The sequence below is a fragment of the Streptomyces nidicola genome (assembly GCF_050106155.1).
GTDB lineage: Bacteria > Actinomycetota > Actinomycetes > Streptomycetales > Streptomycetaceae > Streptomyces.
The window spans coordinates 601299-623492 of record NZ_JBNBPI010000001.1 but is presented as its reverse complement, the minus strand read 5'-3'; the positions used below and the strand labels follow the sequence as shown (position 1 = coordinate 623492).

Annotated in this window: 22 protein-coding genes; 13 read left to right on the top strand and 9 right to left on the bottom strand. The window is 72.4% G+C overall.

Features of this window, described 5'->3' with window-relative positions; genetic code table 11:
* The first annotated feature begins 130 nt into the window (after positions 1–130).
* Positions 131–328: an antitoxin gene (locus ACOKM3_RS02945; protein ID WP_426896564.1), complete on the top strand. Its 198-nt coding sequence runs from the start codon at positions 131–133 to the stop codon at positions 326–328.
* A 101-nt stretch (positions 329–429) separates the two neighbouring features.
* Positions 430–744: an EthD family reductase gene (locus ACOKM3_RS02940; protein WP_426896562.1), complete on the top strand. Its 315-nt coding sequence runs from the start codon at positions 430–432 to the stop codon at positions 742–744.
* Between the two features lie 30 nt (positions 745–774).
* Here the strand turns inward: ACOKM3_RS02940 and ACOKM3_RS02935 are convergent, their stop codons facing one another.
* From ACOKM3_RS02935 to ACOKM3_RS02905, 7 genes are all read right to left on the bottom strand, one after another.
* A complete protein-coding gene (locus ACOKM3_RS02935; protein WP_426896560.1) occupies positions 775–1296 on the bottom strand; it encodes a hypothetical protein in 522 nt (173 codons plus the stop codon).
* A 70-nt stretch (positions 1297–1366) separates the two neighbouring features.
* A complete protein-coding gene (locus ACOKM3_RS02930; protein ID WP_426896558.1) occupies positions 1367–2542 on the bottom strand; it encodes a pyridoxal phosphate-dependent aminotransferase in 1176 nt (391 codons plus the stop codon).
* Positions 2543–2651: 109 nt separating this feature from the next.
* Positions 2652–3479 carry an alpha/beta fold hydrolase gene (locus ACOKM3_RS02925; RefSeq protein ID WP_426896556.1) on the bottom strand — a complete coding sequence of 276 codons (828 nt, stop codon included), beginning with the start codon at positions 3477–3479 and terminating at the stop codon, positions 2652–2654.
* On the bottom strand, positions 3476–3772 hold the full coding sequence (gene catC / locus ACOKM3_RS02920; RefSeq protein ID WP_426896554.1) for a muconolactone Delta-isomerase: 297 nt from the start codon (positions 3770–3772) through the stop codon (positions 3476–3478). The genes ACOKM3_RS02925 and catC overlap by 4 nt, the downstream gene beginning before the upstream one ends.
* Before the next feature lie 6 nt (positions 3773–3778).
* Entirely contained in the window at positions 3779–4633 is an 855-nt protein-coding gene (catA, locus tag ACOKM3_RS02915; RefSeq protein ID WP_426896552.1) for a catechol 1,2-dioxygenase, read from the bottom strand.
* Positions 4634–4675: 42 nt separating this feature from the next.
* Entirely contained in the window at positions 4676–5779 is a 1104-nt protein-coding gene (locus ACOKM3_RS02910; protein WP_426896550.1) for a mandelate racemase/muconate lactonizing enzyme family protein, read from the bottom strand.
* 16 nt (positions 5780–5795) lie between these two features.
* Complete coding sequence (locus ACOKM3_RS02905) at positions 5796–6704, bottom strand: LysR substrate-binding domain-containing protein (RefSeq protein WP_426896548.1); 909 nt, start codon at positions 6702–6704, stop codon at positions 5796–5798.
* Positions 6705–6945: 241 nt separating this feature from the next.
* Between ACOKM3_RS02905 and benA the strand changes: the two genes are divergently transcribed.
* Genes benA through ACOKM3_RS02880 form a run of 5 tightly spaced genes read left to right on the top strand, consistent with a single transcriptional unit; the run spans position 6946 to position 13473 of the window.
* Positions 6946–8298, top strand: a complete 1353-nt coding sequence (gene benA, locus ACOKM3_RS02900; protein WP_426896546.1) for a benzoate 1,2-dioxygenase large subunit — start codon at positions 6946–6948, stop codon at positions 8296–8298.
* The gene (gene benB / locus ACOKM3_RS02895; RefSeq protein WP_426896544.1) at positions 8295–8801 is read left to right on the top strand and encodes a benzoate 1,2-dioxygenase small subunit; all 507 of its coding nucleotides are present in this window, start codon (positions 8295–8297) and stop codon (positions 8799–8801) included. The genes benA and benB overlap by 4 nt, the downstream gene beginning before the upstream one ends.
* Before the next feature lie 46 nt (positions 8802–8847).
* Positions 8848–9879: a benzoate 1,2-dioxygenase electron transfer component BenC gene (gene benC / locus ACOKM3_RS02890; RefSeq protein WP_426896542.1), complete on the top strand. Its 1032-nt coding sequence runs from the start codon at positions 8848–8850 to the stop codon at positions 9877–9879.
* Positions 9876–10652: a benzoate diol dehydrogenase BenD gene (benD, locus tag ACOKM3_RS02885; protein ID WP_426896540.1), complete on the top strand. Its 777-nt coding sequence runs from the start codon at positions 9876–9878 to the stop codon at positions 10650–10652. The genes benC and benD overlap by 4 nt, the downstream gene beginning before the upstream one ends.
* Positions 10653–10680: 28 nt before the next feature.
* Complete coding sequence (locus ACOKM3_RS02880; protein WP_426896538.1) at positions 10681–13473, top strand: helix-turn-helix transcriptional regulator; 2793 nt, start codon at positions 10681–10683, stop codon at positions 13471–13473.
* 18 nt (positions 13474–13491) lie between these two features.
* On the opposite strand, the gene ACOKM3_RS02875 is transcribed toward ACOKM3_RS02880, so the two are convergent.
* Together ACOKM3_RS02875 and ACOKM3_RS02870 are read right to left on the bottom strand one after the other, a co-directional pair.
* Entirely contained in the window at positions 13492–14514 is a 1023-nt protein-coding gene (locus ACOKM3_RS02875; RefSeq protein ID WP_426896536.1) for a hypothetical protein, read from the bottom strand.
* A 120-nt stretch (positions 14515–14634) separates the two neighbouring features.
* Complete coding sequence (locus tag ACOKM3_RS02870) at positions 14635–15270, bottom strand: TetR/AcrR family transcriptional regulator (RefSeq protein WP_426896534.1); 636 nt, start codon at positions 15268–15270, stop codon at positions 14635–14637.
* A gap of 83 nt (positions 15271–15353) precedes the next feature.
* Here ACOKM3_RS02870 and ACOKM3_RS02865 point away from each other — a divergent pair, with 83 nt between their 5' ends.
* The 6 genes from ACOKM3_RS02865 to ACOKM3_RS02840 all read left to right on the top strand — a co-directional run bounded on the left by ACOKM3_RS02865 (position 15354) and on the right by ACOKM3_RS02840 (position 22102).
* Positions 15354–16349, top strand: a complete 996-nt coding sequence (locus tag ACOKM3_RS02865; protein WP_426896532.1) for an aldo/keto reductase — start codon at positions 15354–15356, stop codon at positions 16347–16349.
* Between the two features lie 155 nt (positions 16350–16504).
* A complete protein-coding gene (locus ACOKM3_RS02860) occupies positions 16505–17380 on the top strand; it encodes a universal stress protein (protein WP_426896530.1) in 876 nt (291 codons plus the stop codon).
* 210 nt (positions 17381–17590) lie between these two features.
* The gene (locus ACOKM3_RS02855) at positions 17591–18358 is read left to right on the top strand and encodes a crotonase/enoyl-CoA hydratase family protein (protein ID WP_426896529.1); all 768 of its coding nucleotides are present in this window, start codon (positions 17591–17593) and stop codon (positions 18356–18358) included.
* On the top strand, positions 18355–19500 hold the full coding sequence (locus ACOKM3_RS02850; RefSeq protein WP_426896527.1) for a CaiB/BaiF CoA transferase family protein: 1146 nt from the start codon (positions 18355–18357) through the stop codon (positions 19498–19500). The genes ACOKM3_RS02855 and ACOKM3_RS02850 overlap by 4 nt, the downstream gene beginning before the upstream one ends.
* 23 nt (positions 19501–19523) lie before the next feature.
* On the top strand, positions 19524–21203 hold the full coding sequence (locus tag ACOKM3_RS02845; RefSeq protein WP_426896525.1) for a class I adenylate-forming enzyme family protein: 1680 nt from the start codon (positions 19524–19526) through the stop codon (positions 21201–21203).
* Positions 21200–22102, top strand: coding sequence for an acyl-CoA thioesterase (locus tag ACOKM3_RS02840; RefSeq protein WP_426896523.1), 903 nt, complete (start codon positions 21200–21202; stop codon positions 22100–22102). Before ACOKM3_RS02845 ends, ACOKM3_RS02840 begins: the two co-directional genes overlap by 4 nt.
* Positions 22103–22194: the final 92 nt, after the last annotated feature.

Sequence of the window (22194 nt, the reverse complement as noted above, 5' to 3'; positions counted from 1 at the left end):
TTCGGCGACGGCGGGCGGCCTGCGCCTCGCCTACGCCCGACGTGTACGTGGGAGCTCGACGACGCGCGCATGCGAGCAGCGCCCGCAGGGGCGATCCTGGATGACAGGAGAGGTCCACGAGGAGGTAGCAATGTCTGCGATGGACAAGATCAAACAGATGATCAAGGGGCGCGAGTCCCAGGCCGGCAAGGGCATCGACATGGCGGGCGACGCCGTGGACAAGAAGACCGGGAACAAGTACAGCTCCCAGGTCGACTCCGCCCAGGACCAGGCCAAGAAGTATCTGGGAGCGGACAAGGACAAGGGGCAGGACGAGTCGCAGAAGTAGCCGGACTGCTCCGTCCCGGCCGGGGAAGGTGACGTGGTGCGGGAGGGCCGTGTCGACACGGCCCTCACCTTGAGCGGACCGTGCCACGAGGAGGCCGACCGATGTACCGGATGACCGTCATCTACGATCACCCCGCCGACCCCGAGAAGTTCCTGAAGCACTACCGGGAGGTGCACGCGCCGCTGGCTTCGGAGACCCCGGGGCTGCGGTCCTTCCAGTGGAGCGTGTCCGAGATGCCCGACGGCTCGAAGCCGCCGCACTTCGTGGTGGCGGCGCTCGACTGGGATTCGAAGGAGGACGCGCTCGCCGCGCTCGCCACACCTGCTGGTCAGGCGGGTGCCGACGACATCGCGAACTTCGTCGCGCCGGGCGGGGTCACCGTGAGCTTCTCGGAGGTCATCACGTTCCCGCTCTGAGGGAGCGGTCCACGCCGTCCGGTACGAAGGTCAGTGACCGGCGAGCAGCTTCACGGAGACCACGCCCAGGCCGATCGCGGCATTCAGGGCCGATGTCACCGTGGCGTGCAGGGGGCCGGCGCCGGCGCGGCGGCCCCCGACGAACCCCCACAGGGCCAGCGTCGCGACCTCGCTGCCGGCGGCGATCCAAAGCGCCGTGGTGAGGTCCACGGCTCCCAGGGCGGACACGGCGATCAGCAGCAGCGGTCCGACGGCGCTGGTCAGCAGGGGGCTGCTGGTGAACAGTTCGTGCCGGACCTCGTGGAGGGTGGGCCGTCTGCCGTGTGCGACGGGGTGGGCCTGCATGTCCGCGACCAGGGTCGCCATCCACAGGCCGAGCGCGGTGGCCGCCACCGCCACCGTCGCTCCCATGTGAGTGCTGTGCCCGCCCTGGGCGAGGCCCACCAGGACGGCGAGCAGGGTCAGGGACGCGTAGATGCGCTCCTTCAGACGCTCACCGAGCACGGCGGCACGGTCGTACCCGGCGGCCTGTGGAGGTGTGCTTTCGCTCATGATCGAACCCTATAGGGGTATTGCGGGGAAATGGCCCCGGGCGCCGCGGCAAGGGGCATGTCCGGTCGGGTCACCGCAGCGTGGCCACGAACCTGCCCAACCGCTCGACGCCCTCGCGCAGTTCATCGGCCGACGCCGCGTACGACAGCCTTACGTGCGTGTCGGCCGTGTGCGTGCCGAAGTCACGGCCCGGGGTGAGCGCCACGTGCGCCTCCTGAAGGGCCCGCTCGCAGAACTCCCATGAGGTGAGACCTGTGCCGCCGACATCGAAGTAGACGTAGAAGGCGCCGTCGGGCGGGACGGGCACCGGCAGGCCGATCCGCCGCAGGCCGTCGAGGACGAGCGTCCGCCGCTCGCCGAACTCGGCGCGACGCTCCTCGCAGACCGCGAGGGACGCCGGGGTGAAGCAGGCCAGCGCGGCCTGCTGGGCGGGGGCCGATGCGCACAAGAAGTAGTTCTGGGCGAGCCGCTCCAGCGCGGGGACCAGCTCCGTCGGCGCGACGCACCAGCCGAGCCGCCAGCCGGTCATGCCGAAGTACTTCGAGAAGCTGTTGATGACGATGGCGTCGGGGTCGACCGACAGAGCGCTGCGCGGCGGCCGGCCGTGCGCGTCGTGGTCGCTGAGGTCGAGGTAGATCTCGTCGACGATCCGCCACGCGTCGCGCTCGCGTGCGAACCGGCAGATCGCGTCGAGTTCCTCGATGGGCGCGGAGGTTCCGGTCGGGTTCGAGGGCGTGGCGACCATGACGCCCGCCGTCCGGTCCGTCCAGTGCTTGCGCACCGATGCCGCGTCGAGCTGGAAGCGGGTTTCGGCTGCCGTGGGTACGAGGGTGACCTGCGCGCCGAAGCTCTCGACGATCTGCCGGTTGCACGGATACGAGGGGTCCCCGATCAGCACCTCGTCGCCGGCGTCGACGAGGGCCGCGGTCGCCAGCACCAGGGCGGCGGAGGCGCCGGCGGTCACGACGACGCGGGACGGGTCGACCTCGACGTGGTGCCGCTCCCGGTAGAAGCCGGCGATCGCCTCCCTGAGCGCGGGCAGGCCGAGCGCCTGCGTGTAGGGCAGCGGCCGCCCGTCCATGGCCTCGCGCATCGCCTCCCGCACCGCAGGCGGTGCCCCGAAGTCCGGTTCCCCGATGCTGAGTTTGACGACGTGGTGGCCCTCGGCCTCCAGCGCCGCGGCCTGCTTGCCGAACTCCATCGCGTAGAACGGGGCGACGTTCCGTGCGCGTTCCGAGATCTTCATGCCTCGACCTCCGTCACGGTCGCGGCCGGGAGCTCGGAGCCGCTCCGGCTGGTCGGGGCGGTCCGTCCGGGCGTTTTCGCGGTGGTGTCGGGCATGGCGTGATCCTATTTCAGCGGGCCGGGATACGGCTCAGGTGCCCCCTCAGCGCCTCCAGTAGCGGCGCGCCTGTCTCCGCGGCCAGATGACCGCACTCCAGCACCTCCAGGCGGCCCCGCGGGACACCGGCCGAGAGTTCGCGGGCGTGCGGAAGCGGTGTCGCCACGTCCTGCGAGCCGCCCACGACCAGTGTCGGCGCGCTGATGTCCCCGAGGCGGTCGCGCAGGTCGTAGGTGGCGAGGGCGTCGCAGCAGGCCGCGTAGCCCGCGGGGTCCGTCGCCGCCAGGGCGTCGAGCAGGCGGCGGCCGGTTTCCGTTGCGGCGAAGGACTCGTCGCCGAACCAGCGGCCCGGAGAACTCGCAAGGAGCGGAGCCATGCCCTGGTCGCGGACGAGGCGGGCCCGGTCGTGCCAGGGGCCGGGCGGGCCGAAGTGTGCCGAGGAGCAGACCAGGGCCAGGGACGCGATGCGGGCCGGGTGATGGGCGGCGAGGTGGGCGCCGACGGCGCCGCCCAGGGAGATGCCCGCGTAGTGGAATCGGTCCAGGCCGAGATGGTCCGCGAGGGAGAGGACCAGGGCCGCCAGATCGGCGACCGTGGTGCCGCCCGTTTTCGTGTACGGCAGCAGGCCGGTCGCGGAGCCGCCGTGGCCGGGCAGGTCGTAGGAGATCGTACGGAAGTCCCGTGCCAGGTCCGGGACTTGGTGGGCCCAGAGCGTCGTGGACGTGCCCAGGGACGGGCCGAGGACGAGCGGCGGCCCGTCGGCCGGACCGCTCACCTCGTGGTGCAGCAGCTGCTGACCCGGCCGTCCCTGGTGTCGCACCTCGGCGGAGCCGGTCGTCATCGCCCCGGGCTCCCGGCGGCGAGGCCCGACGGATGCTGGGCCAGCGGTGTCACCTCGATGGACATGAAGGGGAACAGGGGGAGGTTCCACAGGATGCGGTGCAGCGCCTCGTTGTCGGCGACGTCGAAGACGCTGAGGTTGGAGTACTGGCCGACACACCGCCAGATGTGCACCCACTCACCGGACTTCTGCAACTCCTGGCAGTAGGCCTTCTCGCGGGCCACCAGGTCGGCGCGGTCGTCCGGCGCGAGGTCGCGCGGGATGTCGACGTCCATGCGTACGGCGAACAGCATCGTGCATCACGCCTTGTCGAGAACGAAGTCGTACGTCACCTCGCGCCCGTCGCCCGCGGCGACCGGCGTCGGATCGAGGATCAGCTCGGGCTTGACGGCGTCGGCGATGTCGTCGGCCACGTGCTCGCCGCCGTTGAAGTACAGCTGAGTGGTGACGAGTTGGTGGCCGGGCGCCGACACCTTCAGGTGCAGATGGGCCGGGCGCCAGGCGTGCCAGCCCGCGGCCGAGATGAGCCGGCCGCAGGAGCCGTCGGTCGGGATCTGGTACGGGGCGGGCTGCACCGTGTGGATCTTGAAGTTGCCCTGCTCGTCGGCGACGACCGTGCCCCGCAGGTTCCACTCCGGAAGACCGGGAGCGTACTGGGAGTAGAAGCCGTCGTCGTCGGCGTGCCACATCTCGACGGTGGCGCCGGACAGGGGGGTGCCGTCGACGGTGCGCACCTGGCCCTGGAACAGCAGGGGCGTGCCGCCCTCGTCCTCGCGCATCGGCAGGGTGGCCTCGGCGGGCAGCGCCGGCGCGTCGGGGACGTAGTACGGGCCCTCGATGGTGCCCTTGCTGCCTTCCCGGTCCTCGTTCGCGACCTCCTCGACGACGTGCTCGACCCACACGTCGAGGAACAGCGGCCACTCGCCGTCCTCGCCGACCTGGATCAGCCACGACTTGAGCGCGTCGTACTCGGCGTAGGTCACCTTGTGGCGGCGGATGATGTCGTGGGTGGCGCCCAGGAGTTCGGAGACGAGGGTGTTCACCCGCGCGGTGTCGGCGGCCGGGGCCCCGGCGCGCTGCTTGCTGCGGAACTGCTCGGTGGCCGCGTTGCCCGATGCGGCGGCCGTGGCCTGCTCGGTGGCGGTGTCGGTCATGGTGTGTCCCGTCCTTGATGGAGTGGAGGTGTGTCGGGTGTGTCAGACGTCCTGGCGGTAGCGGGCCAGCTTCTCGGGGTCGATGTCGATCCCGAGGCCCGCGCCCTCGCGGACGCGCAGCGTCCCGTCCGCGATGGTGAGCGGCTCGGTGAGCAGGTCGTCGGACATGTCGAGGAAGTTGGAGAGTTCGCCGGCGTGCAGCGAGGAGGTGCGGTGGGCGGCGCCGAAGGCGACCGAGCACAGCGTGCCGATCTGACCGTCGATCTGATTGCCCATCACCACCTCGACGCCGAGGCCCTCGCACTGGTGCAGCACCCGCTGGGAGGCGGTGAAACCGGTGCGGGCGGTCTTGATGCTGATGGCGGTCGCCGAGCCGCCGAGCAGCTCGCGGGTGACCTCGGCGGCCCGCGTCGCGCTCTCGTCGGCGATGAAGGGGACCTGGCTCTGCGCGACGAGCCACCGCCGCCCCAACACGTCGTCGGCGGGGCAGAGTTCCTCCGCGAACGTCAGGTCCAGGTCGGCCATCTCGCGCAGGGCGCGCGCCGCGTCGGACGGCGACCAGCCGCGGTTGCCGTCGACGTAGAGCTCCACGTCAGGGCCGAGGGCCGTACGCAGCGCCCGGCAGGCGGCGACGTCCTCGGAGTACGGGTTGCGGCCGACCTTCACCTTGAAGGTGGTGATGCCGTACGTGTCCCTGATCCGTTCGGCCTCGGCGACCATCGCGTCGGCCGGGGCGAAGCCGACCATGTGGCTGACGCGCATCCGGTCGCCGAAGCCGCCGAGCAGCCCGGACACCGGCAGCCCCGCGTGCTGGCCGAGCAGGTCCCACAGGGCCATGTCGACGGCGGCCTTGGCGGCCGGGTTGCCCACGGTCCGGTCGAGGCGGGCGTGCACCGCCTCCCGTTCGAGGACGGTGAGTCCGAGGATCTGCGGCGCGAAGATCTTCTCGATCACCGCGACGACGGACTCCTGCGTCTCGCCGTACGTGTAGGGGCGGGGCGGCGCCTCGGCGGTTCCCACCAGGCCCTCGTCCGTGTGCACACGGACCAGCACGTGGTCGGCGGTGTGCACCTCGCCGCTCGCGAACCGCAGCGGCTTGACGTAGGGAATGGCAAAGGGAATGGCCTCCACCTTGACGATCTTCATGGCATTCCCTCGGTGCTCATAGGGTTTCCTCGGTCTCTCGTGCGAACAGGTCGTGCCGCTCCAGGACGTCAAGGAGCTGCCTGATCAGTGGTGTCTCGTCCTCGCGGCGCCAGGCCAGCGCCAGCGGCACCGTCAGCGCGTCCTCGATCGCCCGGCACACCACGCCCTCGCGGGGCGCGGAGCGGATCGAGGCGGGCAGCACCGCCACACCCAGGCCGGCGGCGACCAGGGCGAGCGCGGCCGAGGTCTCGGTGACCTCGTACGCGCGGTGCGGATAGAAGCCCGAGGCCAGGCAGGAGCGGACGACGGCGTCGTTGACGACGGAGCCGAGCGTCGCGCCGTACATGATGAAGTCCTCGTGGCGCAGCTGCTCGACGCGGATGTCCTGGGCGTCCGCGAGCCAGTGCCCCTCCGGTACGGCCGCGATGAGCGGCTCGTCGGCGATCAGGCGGTGCGCGATGCCCTCCTGGCGGATGGGCGGGCGCAGCACGCCGACGTCGAGGCGCCGCTCGATGAGGCCGAGCTCCTGGGCGGGCGTCAGCATCTCCGTGTGCACCTCCATCCGTACGTGCGGCATCTCCTGCTTCACCAGCCGTGCCAGGGACGGCAGTTGGCGGTACGAGGCGGACCCGGTCAGGCCGACCCGGAGCACCCCCTCGACGCCGGTGGCGAACCGGCCCACGCGGGCCACCGCCTCGTCGACGGACGTGAGGATGCGCTCCACATCGGTGCGGAACACCTCGCCCGCGCCGGTCAGGGACACCTGCCGGGTGGTGCGGGTGAACAGCTCCACACCCAGCTCCGTCTCCAGGCGACGGATCGCCTGGGAGAGCGGCGGCTGAGCCATGTGCAGCGCCTGCGCGGCCTTGCCGAAGTGACGTGTCTCGGCGACGGCCGCGAAGTAGCGCAGGTGCCTCAATTCCATCCGACTGCCCCTTTGTTGCGGTTCGGCGGGGCCCTCGTTGCGCTTCAGCGTAGGGAGCGGACCCCATACCCCACAAATATCTTGTTGCAGGCTATTGAGATGACCGCGATATCAATACCCCCCTGGGTCAACCCTGGGGGAATGTCCGGGGCCGACTCCTCACCCGGCTGTCATGGTGCTGAAAAGCAGCCGCAACACGGCCGCCACCAGGCAGGCCTGGCCGAGGCGAAGGGACGGGAACATGGCGGAGGGCACCAGTCGCGCGCGGAGCATCCTCGCGGACGCCCTGGAGGAGGACCCCGCCCGCGGGGTGCACCGCATCAGGCGCAGCGTCTTCACCGACGAGGAACTGTTCGAGCTGGAGATGAAGCACATCTTCGAGGGGAACTGGGTCTATCTGGCCCATGAGAGCCAGATCCCGGAGATCGGGGACTACTTCACCACGTACATCGGCCGCCAGCCCGTCGTCATCTCCCGTGACAAACAGGGCGAGTTGCACTGCCTGATCAACGCGTGCAGCCACCGCGGCGCCATGCTGTGCCGGAGGAAGACCGACAACCGGACCACGTTCACGTGCCCGTTCCATGGCTGGACGTTCAACAACACCGGCAAGCTGCTGAAGGTGAAGGATCCGCGCGAGGCCGGGTATCCGGAGCAGTTCAACAAGGACGGGTCTCACGACCTGACGAAGGTCGCCCGCTTCGAGAGCTACCGCGGGTTCCTCTTCGGCAGCCTGAGCGCGGACGTCAAGCCGCTGGCCGAACATCTCGGGGACGCCGCCGTCGTCATCGACATGGTCGTCGACCAGTCCCCGGAGGGCCTGGAGGTGCTGCGCGGCTCCTCCACGTACTCCTACGACGGCAACTGGAAGCTTCAGGCGGAGAACGGCGCCGACGGCTACCACGTGTCCGCCACCCACTGGAACTACGCCGCCACCCAGGCCCGCCGCACCTCCGGCGAGTCGGAGAACGACACCAGGACGATGGACGCGGGCGGCTGGGCCAAGCAGCGCGGCGGCTTCTACTCCTTCGAGCACGGCCATCTGCTGCTGTGGACGCAGTGGCTCGACCCGGCGAACCGGCCTCTGTACGAACGGCGCGAGGAACTCGCCGCGCAGGTGGGCGCCGAGCGGGCCGACTGGATGATCGGTGTGTCCCGCAATCTGTGTCTGTACCCGAACGTGTACCTGATGGACCAGTTCAGCTCCCAGATCCGGCACTTCAGGCCGATCTCCGTCGACAAGACGGAAGTCACCATCTACTGCATCGCCCCCAAGGGGGAGCCGGCCGAGCAGCGCGCGCAGCGCATCCGCCAGTACGAGGACTTCTTCAACGCCACCGGCATGGCGACCCCCGACGACCTGGAGGAGTTCCGCTCCTGCCAGAAGACGTACCTCGCCGGGTCCATGCCGTGGAACGACCTCAGCCGCGGCGCCGTGCACCAGATCGAGGGTCCCGACGAGGACGCCAAGAAGATCGGTATCAACCCGATCGCCAGTGGTGTGCGCACCGAGGACGAGGGCCTGTACCCCATCCAGCACCGGTACTGGCTCGACACCCTGAACAAGGCGCTGGACGAGGAGGCGGCCAAGTGAGCATCGCAGCCGAAGCGTTGACGTTGGAGGACATCCGCCGGTTCCTGTACCGCGAAGCCCGGTACCTCGACGACCGCGAGTTCGAGAAGTGGCTCGACTGCTACCGCCCCGACGCCGAGTTCTGGATGCCCGCCTGGGCGGACGACGACGCGCTCACCCGCGACCCGCAGACCGAGATCTCCCTCGTCTACTACCCGAGCCGGGCAGGCCTGGAGGACCGCGTCTTCCGCATCCGCACCGACCGCTCCAGCGCGACGAGCCTGCCCGAGCCCCGTACCGGCCACAACATCACCAATGTCGAAGTGACGGGCCACGAGGGCGGCTTGGTGCACGTGCGGTTCAACTGGTTCACGCTCTACTACCGCTACCAGCACACCGACACGTACTTCGGCACCTCGTACTACACGCTCGACATCTCCGGGCCCGAGCCGCTGATCGCCCGCAAGAAGGTCGTCCTGAAGAACGACTTCGTGCACCACGTCGTGGACATCTACCACGTCTGAGCCCCCTGGCCGCCCGCCCGTCCCCCACGCCGAAAAGAGCCGCCGTATGTCCTTCCAAGTCGCCCTGAACTTCGAGGACGGCATCACCCGATTCATCGAGTGCCGTCCCGACGAGACCGTCGCCGAGGCCTCCTACAAGGCCCACATCAACATCCCGCTCGACTGCCGCGACGGCGCCTGCGGAACCTGCAAGTCCCGCTGCGAGTCCGGCGGTTACGACGGCGGTGACTACATCGACGAGGCCCTCACCGACGACGAGGCCGCGGCCGGCTACTGCCTGCCCTGCCAGATGACCCCGCACAGCGACCTCGTGCTGAGCATCCCCGCCTCGTCGGCGGCCGCCAAGACCGGTCCCGCCACGCACACCGCCACCCTCGCCGACCTCAAGCGGCACTCCGCCACGACCGTCGAGTTCACGCTCGACGTCGACGACCGCGACGCCCTCGACTTCCTGCCCGGCCAGTACGTCAACATCGCCGTGCCCGGCACCGACCAGACCCGCTCGTACTCCTTCAGCTCGGGACCGAACCAACGACAGCTGTCCTTCCTGGTCCGCGTCGTCGACGACGGCGCCATGTCCGGATACCTCGGCGAGCGCGCCCGGATCGGCGACCGCCTCGAATTCACCGGCCCCATGGGCGGCTTCTACCTGCGCGAGCAAGCCCGCCCCGCCCTGCTGCTCGCCGGCGGCACCGGCCTCGCCCCGCTCCTGTCGATGCTGGAGCGCATCGCCCAGCACCCGGTGGGACAGCCCGTGCACCTGCTCTACGGTGTCACCACCGACGAGGACCTCGTCCACCTGGACACCCTGGAGGACTACGCCGAGGTCATCCCCGGCCTCACCTTCGACCACTGCGTCGCCGACGCCGCCTCCACCGCCCGCAACAAGGGCTTCGTGACAGGGCTGATGGATGCGGCGACCCTGCACGACGGCGCCGCCGACGTCTATCTGTGCGGGCCGCCCGCCATGGTCGAGGCCGTCCGCGGACACATCACCGCCCTCGGCGTGGACCCGGCGAGCTTCCACTACGAGAAGTTCACCCCGGCCGCCCGCGCCACCGCGGAGGCCGCCGCGTGAACGTGCACACCGACCGGTTCGCCGGGAAGCGGGCCGTGGTCACCGGCGCGGGCCAGGGCATCGGGCTCGCCGTGGCCCGCCGGCTCGTCGCCGAGGGCGCGGACGTCGCCCTCGTCGACCGCGCCGACACCGTCCGCGAGGCGGCCGACGACCTCAAGGCACACGCCGTACTCGCCGACCTCGAAACATACGACGGCGCCCGCACCGCTTTGACGGAGGCCGCCCAACTCCTCGGTGGCGTGGACGCGTTGGTCAACAATGTCGGCGGCGCGATCAACTTCAAACCGTTCACCGAGTTCACCGCCACCGAGATCCAGGCGGAGATCACCCGCTCCCTGATGACGACCCTGTGGTCCTGCCGCGCCGCCCTGCCCGGCATGACGGCACAGGGCCACGGTGTGATCGTGAACGTGTCGTCGGCGGCCACCCGCGGGATCCACCGCATCCCGTACTCCGCGGCCAAGGGCGGCATCAACGCCCTCACCGCCTCCCTCGCCCTCGAGTACGCCGGGGCGGGCATCCGCGTCGTGGCCACCGCGCCGGGCGGCACCGACGCGCCGCCCCGCCGCGTCCCGCGCGGCACACCGGCGCAGGACACCGAGCGGGAGCGGGCCTGGTTCCGGGCGCACATCGACCAGACCGTCGCCTCCAGCCTGCTCAAGCGGTACGGGACCCTCGACGAGCAGGCCGCCGCCATCTGCTTCCTGGCCTCCGACGAGGCCTCGTACATCACCGGCAGTGTCCTGCCGGTCGCAGGCGGCGACCTTGGCTGATCAGGCGCCCCTGCTAGCGTTTTGGACCATGAACGGGCGCCCCGAACCGCGGCGCGGCCTCGTCGGGCGCACCGACGAGGCCGCGGCACTCACCCGGGCGCTCACCGCCGCGTGCTCCCGGCGCCCCGGCCTGCTGCTCGTCGAGGGGCCCGCGGGCATCGGCAAGACCGCCCTGGTCCAGCACGCCCTGGACACCTTCCGCGCCGACGGCTCCCGCGTCCGTACGGTGTCCGTCTCCGGAGTCCCGTGGGAGTGCGAGCTGGCGTTCGGCCTCGCCCGCCAGCTCGCTCTCGCGCTCGGCGCCACACTGCCCGGCCCGCGGGACCCGGCGGACGTCCTGGAGGTGGCGGACCTGCTGCGGCGGCAGTGGGCGGCCCGGCAGGAGCGCGACCCCGTCGTCGTGGTCGTCGACGACGCGCACTGGGCCGACGTGGAGAGCCTGCGGGCGGTCGGCTCGGCGCTGCGCCGGATGTCCGACGAGCGCGTCCTCGTCGTGCTCGTCGCGCGGGATAGGCCCGACGAACTCGGCGGGCCGACGCAGGCACCGCCCGCCGCCCTGCTGCGCACCCGCGAGTTCCTCGACGGCTGCGAGGGAGCCGCCCTGCGCCTCGGCCCGCTCGATGCCCAGGACGCCCGCGTCCTCGCGCGCGAGGCCCACGGCCTGGCCCTGGATCTGCCCGCGGCCCGGCACCTGTGCGAGCGCACGCGCGGAAACCCCCGCCACATGTTCCGGCTCCTCGACGAACTGCCCCGCGACATCTGGAGCGACTGGCGCCCCGAACTCCCCGCGCCCGCCCGCAGCGCCGACGCCGTACGCCACCGGCTCGAGGGATGCGGCCCGGCCGCCCGCGACCTCGTCGAGGCCTGCGCGGTGCTCGGCGACGAGGCGTCCCTGAGCGAGGCGGCGGCGCTCGCCGGGCTGACAGGCGACCCGCTGCCCGCCGTCGACGAGGCTCGCGCCGGGGGCCTCCTCACCGCCGCGGTCGACCCCGGGCGCGCCCAACTCGCCTTCTCCCACCCGCTCGTCCGCGCCGCCGTCCTCGGCGGGATCGGCCTGACGGACCGGGCCGCCCTGCACCGGCGCGCCGCCGACCTCGTCCGGGACGAGGGCCGCGCCCTGCTGCACCGGGTGTCCGCCCTCGCGGCCCCCGACGAGACCCTCGCCGGCGAACTCGACCGCTATGCGACCCGGCGGGCCAGCGCGGGGGAGTGGTCCACCGTGGCCGACACCCTGGTGCGGGCCGGACGGCTCAGCACCGGGCGCGCGAGCCGCGAGGACCGACTGCTGCGTGCCGTCGACGCCATGATCGGGGCGGGTGACATCCCCCAAGCCGCCATGTTCGCCGCCGAGTTGGAGAGCTTCCCGGCGAGCGCCCTGCGCGACACCGTGCTCGCCTACCTCGCCATCATGCGCGGCCGGCCCGCCGAGGCCGCGTCGCTCCTGGACACCGCCGAGGCGCACTGCGACGCCGCGCGCAGACCGGAGCTGATGGCGAAGATCAGCCAACGGCGCGTGCTGCACGCCCTCGCCCGCTGGGACGGGGAGGAACTGGTCACCTGGGCCCGGCGCGCCGTCGGCCTGGCACAGGCGCACGATCCCTCCGGCATCGAGTCCGAAGCGGTGCTCGGCCTCGGACTCGCCATGACGGGGCGGCACAAGGAGGCCGCTGCCGCCTACGAGGAGGCTGCCGCGGGACACCCGGCGGGCGCCCAGCCGCAGCGCTTCCAACTGGGCCTCGGCTGGGTCGACTTCGCCACCGACGCCCCCGAGTCCGCCCGCCGCAGGCTCGAGGGCGCCGTCCCCACCGGGTACCGGATGGGCTCGACGCGAATCTCCCTGTGGGCGCAGGGCTGGCTGGCCCGCACCCAGTTCGCCCTCGGCGCCTGGACGGACGCCCTGGAGACGGCGCAGCGCGCGGCCCAGCGGCTCGGCGTCGTCCGCATCGAACTCGTGCGCCCGCTGGTGCACTGGACCGCCGCGCAGATCCACGCCCTGCGCGGCGACGCGGACGCCGCGGACCACCACGTCGGCGCCGCCCTGGCCGACGTCCACCCGTACGCCTGCATGCTGGTGCCCTCATGCCTGGCACGCGCCCAGGTCGCGGAGGCGCGCGGCGAGTACGAGCGCGTCGTCGAGGCGCTGACACCGGTGGTGCAGCTCGCCCCCAGAGGGTCCGTCGACGAACCCGGCTTCTGGCCCTGGCCCGATGTCTACGCCAACGCCCTGGTGATGACGGGCCGCATCGAGGAGGCGGACCGCTTCCTGCGCCCGCACGAACAGTGTGCCGACGCGCGCGGCCAGCGCTCGGCGCAGGCCAGGCTCGGCCTCGTGCGGGGCCGGCTGACCGCCGCGGGCGGCGACATCGACGCCGCCCGGACCGAGTTCGACCGGGCCCTCGCACGACTCGACGGGCTGCCGCTGCCGTACGACCGGGCGCGCGTGAACTTCGCGTACGGACTGACCCTGCGCCGGGTCGGCAAGCGGCGCGAGGCGGACACCGTCCTGAGGAACGCGCGGGACGCCTACGCCACGCTGGGCGCCCGCACGTACGTCGAGCGGTGCGACCGCGAACTCCAGGCGGGAGGCCTGCACTCCGGGAGGGCCGCCGCGGGCCTGGCGCGGCTCACGCCGCAGGAGCGGGCCGTGGCGAAGGTGGTCGCCGCCGGGGCCACCAACCAGCAGGCGGCGCTGGAACTGTTCATCTCCGTCAAGACGGTCCAGTATCACCTGACGCACGTCTACTCCAAGCTCGGCATCCGCTCCCGCAGCGAACTGGCCGCGCGCTTCCGGGAGTCGGCCGAGACTGGCGATCAGCCCTAGGGCAGAGCGGGCGGGCCCTCACTCGTACATCACGTACGACGGGCGCGGGCGCAGGCCGAGGACCTGGTCGGGCGTCATCAGGTGGGTGCCGCCCTCGGTGTCCTCCTCGAGGAACAGCTTGAAACCGGTGCGGAGCCGGTCGGGCATCTTGTCGACCAGGCGGTCCCAGGTGTGCCGTTTGAGCTGCGGGCTGCCTATGCCGTCCGCGCTCTTGATCACGGCGACGCCCTCGGGGACGTCGAGCGCCGCTTCGTCGTGGACGACCGACTCCGCGACCTGGTGGTAGACGAACGCCTTCTCCGGCAGGTCGTGGCGGTCCACGAGCGAGGCGAGATGGTCGGCGATCCGGGTGAGTTCGGGGCCGCTGGTGTGTCCGTAGGTGTCGCCGGGGATCTGGCCGGGATCCATCTCCCACTCGGGGTCGAGCGCGATGCCCACGTCGGGACGGACGAGCCACTTCTCCAGAGCCTTCACCTCGCCGAGGGCGTCCGCGCGGCCCGGCTGGATGTTGAGCAGCAGCAGCGCCTTGTGCCGGCGCGCCGCCTCGTGGAAGGTGCGGATCGTCGCGTCGGGCGTGCGCGTGCGGTACGTGCCGTCGGGGCCGGCGTTGGGGTTGGCGACCGTGGCGAGCAGCTCCAGGACGGGCAGCACGCGGAGGCCGTCGGCGTACGCGCGCCCGCGGCGTTCGAGCTCCGTGACACGGTCGTCGAGGTCACCCGTGCCGAGCCGGCCGAGCGCCGTCGCGCCCGGCAGCCCGCAGTAGCCGACGAGCCGGTGCTCGGGGAACAACCGGCGTCCGCCGCGCGGCAGTTCGGTTCGGTGGTGGGTGGGGCTGGGTGAGGGGGACCGCGAGGACTTCGAGGGTCCGCGTGCCGCCTTCTCGGTACCGGAGGGCCGGTCGTCGGCCCCGGACGTGCCGCATCCGCCGACGAGCGCGGCCGCGGAGGTCGCTCCCGCGGCGAGCAGCACCCGCCGCCGGGAACGGCCCGCCCCTGGGTCCGTGCTGTCGTCGTGGCCGGCGCTGTGACCGACTGTCCGCATCTGGCCTCCCCACGAAGTGATCATCGTCCGTGGGGTGCCTTGCCGACGTGTGCGGGGCGAAACGTGTGCGGGGGACGCATGCGGTGCTGATCAGCCACGCGGCCGGGGGTAGGGGCGGAGCTACGCGGACGCGGCCCCGGTGCCCGTTTTCTCGTACGGGCGCAGTGCGTCCACCACCAGGTCGAGCAGCTGGCCGACGCGGTCCGCGCGGTCGCCCGCCGTCGTGGACAGGAACACGCCGAGCAGCATGGTGATCACGTCGTCGGCGGGCACGTCGCCGCGCAGGGTGCCCGCACGCGACCCGGCGTCCAGGAACGAGGCGATCGCGGCGGTCAGCCGTTCCCGGGTGTCCGCCGTGACGCCGCGCCCGGAGGCCGGGGCGAGGGTGAGGCTGCCGGCCATCGCGCGCTTGGTCGTGACGAGGTCCGCGTACCGGTTCATCCACGCCCGCAGCGCGTCCTGCGGCGGCAGCTCGCCGAGCAGGGGCTCGACCGCGTCGGTCACGGCGTCCAGCTCGGCGGAGTAGACCGCCTCGACGAGGGCCTCACGGGTGGGGAAGTGCCGGTAGAGGGTGCCGATGCCGACCCCCGCCTCGCGGGCGATCGCCTCCAGCGCCACCGTCGTGTCGTCCCGGGTGAAGGCGGTACGCGCGGCGGTGAGGAGTCTCTCCCGGTTGCGGCGCGCGTCCGCGCGGGCGGGGCGGTCGGCCTTGCCCCCGCTGGGCGCCGGGTTCGGGTCATTCGTGGACGCAGGCAAAGCGGAGGCTCCTCCGGTTGTGCTACCTTCGACGTAACGGAGGTTCCTCCGTTTCCTCTATCTTCGCACGAGGCGGGATTCCCATGACCTCTTCCGCGTCTTCTTCGGCTTCCTCTCCCTCCACTTCCTCTCCCTCTGCTCCCTCTCCTGCCGCCGTCACGGCGAACGGCGCCCCGCGCCCCGGCGGCGCCGGACGGCTCCACGGCCGGGACGTCTCGCGCGTCGGATTCGGCGCGATGCAGCTGCCCCGCCTGGACCCGGACCGCGCCGCGGCCGTCGCGCTGCTGCGCCGCGCCGTCGAGCTGGGCGTCGACCACATCGACACCGCCCAGTTCTACGGCGACGGCTTCTCCAACGAGATCATCCGTGAGGCGCTGCGCCCCGAGGACGACGTCCTCGTCGTCAGCAAGGTCGGCGCCACCCCCGACTCCGGCGGCCCGCTGCCGCTGCGGCTCGCCCAACGGCCCGAGGAACTGAGGGCCGGCGTCGAGGACAACCTCAAGAGCCTCGGCGTCGACCAGGTCCCGCTGGTCAACCTGCGCCGCGCCGAGGTCGGTCCCGGTCTACGGGCCGAGGGCGACCAGATCGTCGACATCGACGACCAGCTCGCCGTCATGACCGCCCTGCGCGACGAGGGCAAGATCGGCGCCATCGGGCTCAGCAACGTGGGCCTCGACGAGCTGCGCCGGGGCCTGCCCGCAGGGATCGCCTGCGTGCAGAACGCGTACAGCCTCGTGGCCCGCGGCGACGAGGAGATGCTGCGGCTCTGCCGCGACGAGGGCATCGCCTGGGTGCCCTACTTCCCGCTGGGCAGCGCCTTCCCGGGCATGCCCAAGGTCACGGACGAGCCCGCCGTCGTCTCGGCCGCCGAGAAGCTGGGCGCGTCCCCGGCCCAGGTCGGCCTCGCCTGGCTGCTGCACCACGCCCCGAACGTCCTGCTGATCCCGGGCACCGCCGACGCCGACCACCTCGCGGCGAACGTCGCGGCGGGCGCGCTCGCCCTCGACGCGGCGACGCTGGCCGAGCTCGATGCCGTGCCGACGCGAGCGGGAGACATCGAGATCGAGGGGCACGAGTGAGCGGTTCAAGAGTGAGCGGTTGAGGGCGGCGGGCCGAACGCCGCCGCACCCGCAGGGCTCCCGGCCGCCCCGCCGTGCGAGGGACCGCTCCTCGGGTCAGTCTGGAGAGCGGAGCCACGCAGGCAGGACGGCAGAGCCGACGAGGGAGCGCACACATGGCGGGCCACGTGCTGGTCGGGACCGATGGATCGGAATCGAGCCTTGAGGCGGTCGCGGTCGCCGCGCACGAGGCTCGGCGGCGCGGGCTCGGCGTACGCGTCCTGAACGCGTTCACCTGGCCGATGCTGAAGATTGGGCACAGCTCGTCGTCCGAGGACACCCCTGAGGCGGGCCTGCGTCGGCGGGCCGAGGAGATCGTGGCGGCGGCGGTCGAGCGGGTCCGCGCCGAGGAGCCCGGCCTCGCCCCGGTCGAGGGCGAGGTCGTCACGGGCGAAGCGCTCACCGTCCTGGCCGCCCGTTCGCGCGACGCCGACCTGATCGTCGTCGGCAGCCGCGGCCTGGGCGCCTTCTCCGGCCTGCTGATCGGCTCGGTCGCCGTGCATCTCGCCGCGCACGCGGACTGCCCGGTCCTCGTCGTACGCGGCCGAGCGCGGCCGGAGGGCCCCGTCGCGGTCGCCGTCGACGGTTCCGACGCCGCGAAGGCGGCGGTCGAGGAGGCCTTCGACGGTGCCGCGCACCGCGGGACGGACCTGCTCGCCGTGCACGTGTGGAACACCTGGAGCGGCACGGGGCCCGCGGGCCCCGGCGGCCCCGCCCCGCTCTGGTACGACACGGACAAGCTGCGCGAGGACAGCGAGCAGACGCTGACCGGGGCGCTGGCCGCCGGCCGGATCCGGCACCCCGATGTCGAGGTGGAGGCCCGCTCGGTGCACGGCCGGGTGCGCCCGAGCCTGATCGAGACCTCGCAGGAGGCGAGCCTCCTCGTGGTCGGCGCGCGCGGCCGGGGCGGCTTCCAGGGGCTGTTGCTCGGCTCGGTCAGTCAGGCGCTGCTGCACCACGCGGACTGCCCGGTCCTCGTCACGCGCCGCTGAGCCCCGCTGTTGCTTCCAGGTGGCCGCGTGGCGTGAACACCCCTGCCGCACCCCGGAATTGATCACGGGTCTGGACAGCCCGGCAGCCACCCTCGTAGCTTAACGAATGTTCAATGCGGGGTGGGCGAGGCCGAGCCGTGCCGGGCGGAGCGGACGTCGACCGCTCCGTCGCAGCGTACGCAGTCCGCGACCCACTCCGGGAGCTCCGCAATGACCGACGCCGTGCTCAGCGAATTCCGTGCCGACGGGATCACCGTCATCACTCTCAACCGCCCCGAGGCCCGCAACGCGGTCAACCGTGTCGTCGCGGAAGGCGTGGCCGCCGCGCTCGACGAACTCGACCGCAGGGACGACCAGGTGGTCGGCGTGATCACCGGCGCGGGCGGCAGCTTCTGCTCCGGGATGGACCTCAAGGCGTTCCTCAGGGGCGAGACCCCGAGCATCGAGGGGCGTGGCCTCGCCGGCATCACCGAGGCGCCGCCGCGCAAGCCGGTCATCGCCGCCGTCGAGGGATACGCCCTGGCCGGCGGCTGCGAGATCGCGCTCGCCTGCGACATGGTCGTGGCGGCGAGCAACGCCAAGTTCGGGATACCCGAGGTCAAGCGGGGGCTCGTCGCCGCGGCGGGCGGGCTGCTGCGGCTGCCGCGGCGCATCCCGTACTCCGTCGCCCTGGAGATCGCCCTGACCGGCGACTTCCTGGACGCCGACCGCGCCCACACCTACGGCCTCGTCAACCGGGTCACCGAACCCGGCGCCGCACTCGACGGCGCGCTCGCACTCGCACGCGCCATCGCCGCCAACGGGCCCCTTGCAGTCCGCGCCACCAAGGAGATCGTCGCGAACGCGCCCAATTGGGCCGCGGACGAGGAGTGGCAGCGCATGCGGGAGATCGCGGGGCCGGTGATGGAATCCGACGACGCGCGGGAAGGGGCCCGCGCCTTCGCCGAGAAGCGCGCCCCGCGCTGGACCGGCCGGTGAGTGCCGGGCCGCTCGCCGGGATACGCATCGTGGAGCTGGGCGGCATCGGGCCCGCCCCGTTCTGCGGGATGCTGCTCGCCGATCTCGGCGCCGAGGTCATCAGGGTCGACCGCCCCGCCGAGGCAGGGAAGGACAGCCCCCACCCCGTCATCCTGCGGGGCCGCAGCTCCGTCGCGGTGAATCTCAAGGACGCCGAAGGAGCCGCCCTCGTACGGGAGTTGATCGGGCGCTCCGACGTCGTCGTCGAGGGGTTCCGGCCCGGCGTCGCCGAACGCCTCGGCCTCGGCCCCGACGTCCTGCTCGCCGCGAACCCGCAGCTCGTGTACGGGCGGATGACCGGCTGGGGACAGGACGGCCCGCTCGCCCAGGAGCCAGGCCACGACATCAACTACATAGCCGTGGCTGGGGCGTTGCACGCCATGGGGCCCGCCGACGGTGATCCCGTGCCGCCGCTCAACCTCGTGGGCGACTTCGGCGGGGGCGGCATGCTGCTCGCGCTCGGCCTCGTGAGCGCGCTGCTGCACGCCCGCACCAGCGGCGTGGGACAGGTCGTCGACGCCGCCATGACCGACGGCACCGCGCTGCTGCTCGCCATGACGTACGGGTTCCTGGCCAAGGGCGGCTGGCAGGACCGGCGCGGCGTCAACATGCTCGACGGCGGCGCCCCGTTCTACGCCGTGTACCGCTGCGCCGACGACCGGCACGTCGCCGTCGGCGCCATCGAGCCACAGTTCTACGCGGCGCTGCTGCGCGTCCTGCGTCTGGAAGACGACGAGCGGTTCGCGCGGCAGCACGACCGCGCCAACTGGGCTGTGATGAAGGACGAGTTGGCGCGCCTCTTCGTCACGCGTACCCGCGACGAATGGGCCCGCGCCTTCGACGGGCAGGGTGCCTGCGTCTCCCCGGTCCTGTCGCTGAACGAGGCGCCCGAGCATCCCCACAACAGCGCCCGCTCCACCTACCGGCGCGGCCCCCACGGCGGCCCCGAACCCTCGCCCGCGCCACGCTTCACCACGACACCACCCGGCGAGCCCGCCCCCGCCCCGCGCGTCGGCGCCGACACCACGGAGGTCCTCACCACGCTGGCCGGACTCGCCCCCGACGACATCGACACACTCCGCGAGAAGGGAATCGTCGGTTGACGACCCGCTACGTGCCCCCGGGCATGCCCCAGAGTCTCGGCTACCCCGACGCCGCCGTCGGCGACCTGCTCGCCGGAACCGCCCACCGCCACCCCGACCGCACCGCCCTGCGCGACGGCGAACTCACCTTCACCTACAGCGAGTTGTACGACACGGCGCTGCGGCTGGCCGCCGGGCTGCGCGCGCGGGGTGTCGGGCACGGCGACGCCGTCGCGCTGCACCAGCCCAACTCGGCCTGGTTCACCGTCTCGTACTACGCCGTCCTGCTGGCCGGCGCGGTCGTCGTCCCCCTCAACCCGGCCCTGCCGCCCACGGCGCTGCGCGAGCAGCTCGACGAGGCGCGCGCCGTCGCCGCGTTCACCCACCCGGCGACCGCGCCCGGGCTCACGAAGGCCGCCGCGCCGGGCGTCCGCCTGACGGTCCTTGTCCCGGCGACGACCACCGCGCCCGCCGCCGACGAGGGCGCCGACCCCGGCGGCGTACCACTTGAGGAGCTGCTGGCGGACGAGCCGGGGGAGCAGGCGGCCGTCAGCGGGGACGATCTGGCGCACCTGGCCTTCACGGGCGGCACGACAGGGCGATCCAAGGCGGTCCGCGTCCTGCACCGCAACGTCCTGGCGAACGCCCTCCAGATGGCCTGCTGGCGCGGCGCCGCCGTGCCCGGCACCGACGGCGCGGGCCGGGTGGCGCTCGAATCCGTGCCCGCGGCCCGGACCGCGCACACCCTGAACCTGGGCGAGGCCACCGCTGTGGCGCTCGCCCCGCTCTTCCATGCCATGGGACTCGTCGGCCAGTCCGTCAGCGTGGCGGTGGCCAGCACGGTCGTGATGGCGGGCCGCTTCGAACCCCGCAGGTTCGCGCGGCTCATCGAGGAGCACGGCGTCACCACCGTGCCCGGCTCGCCCGCCCTCTTCCACGCCCTGCTCGCGCTGCCCGGCGTCGAGGAGCTGGACCTCTCCTCGGTGCGCAGCGTCAACTCCGGTGCCGCGCCCGTCGACACGGACACCATGCAGCGCCTCGCCACGCTCTTCCCGAACGCCACGATCGTCGAGGGATACGGGCTCACCGAGGCCACCATGGCGCTCGCCGCGCACCCGCTGGTGGACGACAACCCGGTGCCCGAGGGCAGCGTCGGCGCCCCGGTCTTCGACACCGAGGTCGAGATCAGGGACCTCGGCTGCGGACCCTCCCTGCCCGTCGGCGAGGCCGGCGAGGTGTGGGCGCGCGGCCCGCAGATCACCGACGGCTACCAGGGCCATCCCGACCTGACGGCCGAGCAGTTCCAGGACGGCTGGCTGCGCACCGGCGACCTGGGGCGCGTCGACGAGGACGGCTGGCTGTACCTGGTCGGACGGGCCAAGGACATGCTGATCTACAAGGGGTACAACGTCTATCCGACGCCGCTGGAGGACCTGCTCCACCGGCACCCCGCCGTCGCCGGTGCCAGCGTCATCGGTGCGCCGCGTTCCGGGGTCGGCGAGATCCCCGTCGCGTACGTCGTGCCGCGCTCCGGACATCCGGCGGGCCCCGAACTGGCCGAGAAACTCATGGCGTTCGTGGCCGAGCACGTCGCCCCGTACCAGCGGCTTCGGGAGATCCACTTCCTGGACGCCCTCCCGGTCTCGGCCGCCGGGAAGATCCTCAAGACGGACCTGCGGCAGCGGTACGCGGCCGCCGACGGAGCGGGAGTGACACAGACGTGAGCGGCGGCATGGTCGACGAGGCGACGCACCGGGACGCGTCCGGGGAGACGGGCATGGCGGCCCCGGTCGCCCTCGGCGAGCTCGGGAAGGGCGGACATGTCCGGGTCGAGGCGACCGACGACGGGGCCTATGAGGGGTACTGCCACTCCGGCCGCGCCGCCGCCCGCAGCTACGGCGGCGCCGTCCTCGCCCAGGCCCTGGACGCCGCTCGGCGCAGCGTGGACGCGGACCGGGTCGTGCACTCGCTGCACGCCTACTTCCTGCGCGCCCTGTCGCCCGAGCGCCCGGTGCGCTTCACGCCCGAGGTGGTGCGCGACGGGCGCAGCTATTCGATGCGGCAGGTGACCGGGGTCCAGGACGGCAAGGAGTCCCTTGCCATGAGCGTCTCGTTCAAGCAGCCGCAGCCCGGTGGCAGTTGGCGCCAGCCCGGCATGCCCGACGTGCCGGGGCCCGAAGGCCTGCGCGAGGGGTGGACGCACCGGCCGCACGACCATCCGCTGTACACCTCGACCGCGTACCGCGAAGTGCCGCTGGAGCGGGACCCCGACGCCGGACGCATCGACCGGTACGCCTGGATGCGCACGGTCGGCGCCATGCCCGACGACCCGGGCCTGCACGCCTGCGTCCTCGCCTACATCTGCGACGCCCCGCTCGCCCCGACCGCCCTGGTGGCCTACGGCGAGCCACGCCCGCGAGGCATCGCGCTCGCCTCGCTCGACCACGCCATGTGGTTCCACCGCCCGGCGCGCGTCGACGAGTGGCTGCTGTTCGCGTGCCACAGCGTCGTCGCCGGCGACGGCAGAACCCTGGCGCAGGGCGAATTCTGGACCAGGGGAGGGGAGTTGGTCGCCTCGGTCACCCAGGAGGCGCTCCTCCACGTGCCGCGCGGAGTCTCGTGACGCGCGGGTGAAGGTTCACGGGAAGGGGTCGTCAGGACGGGTTGTCAGGTCCCGTCGGGCCGACGTAACTTAACGATCGTTCTACACAGGCA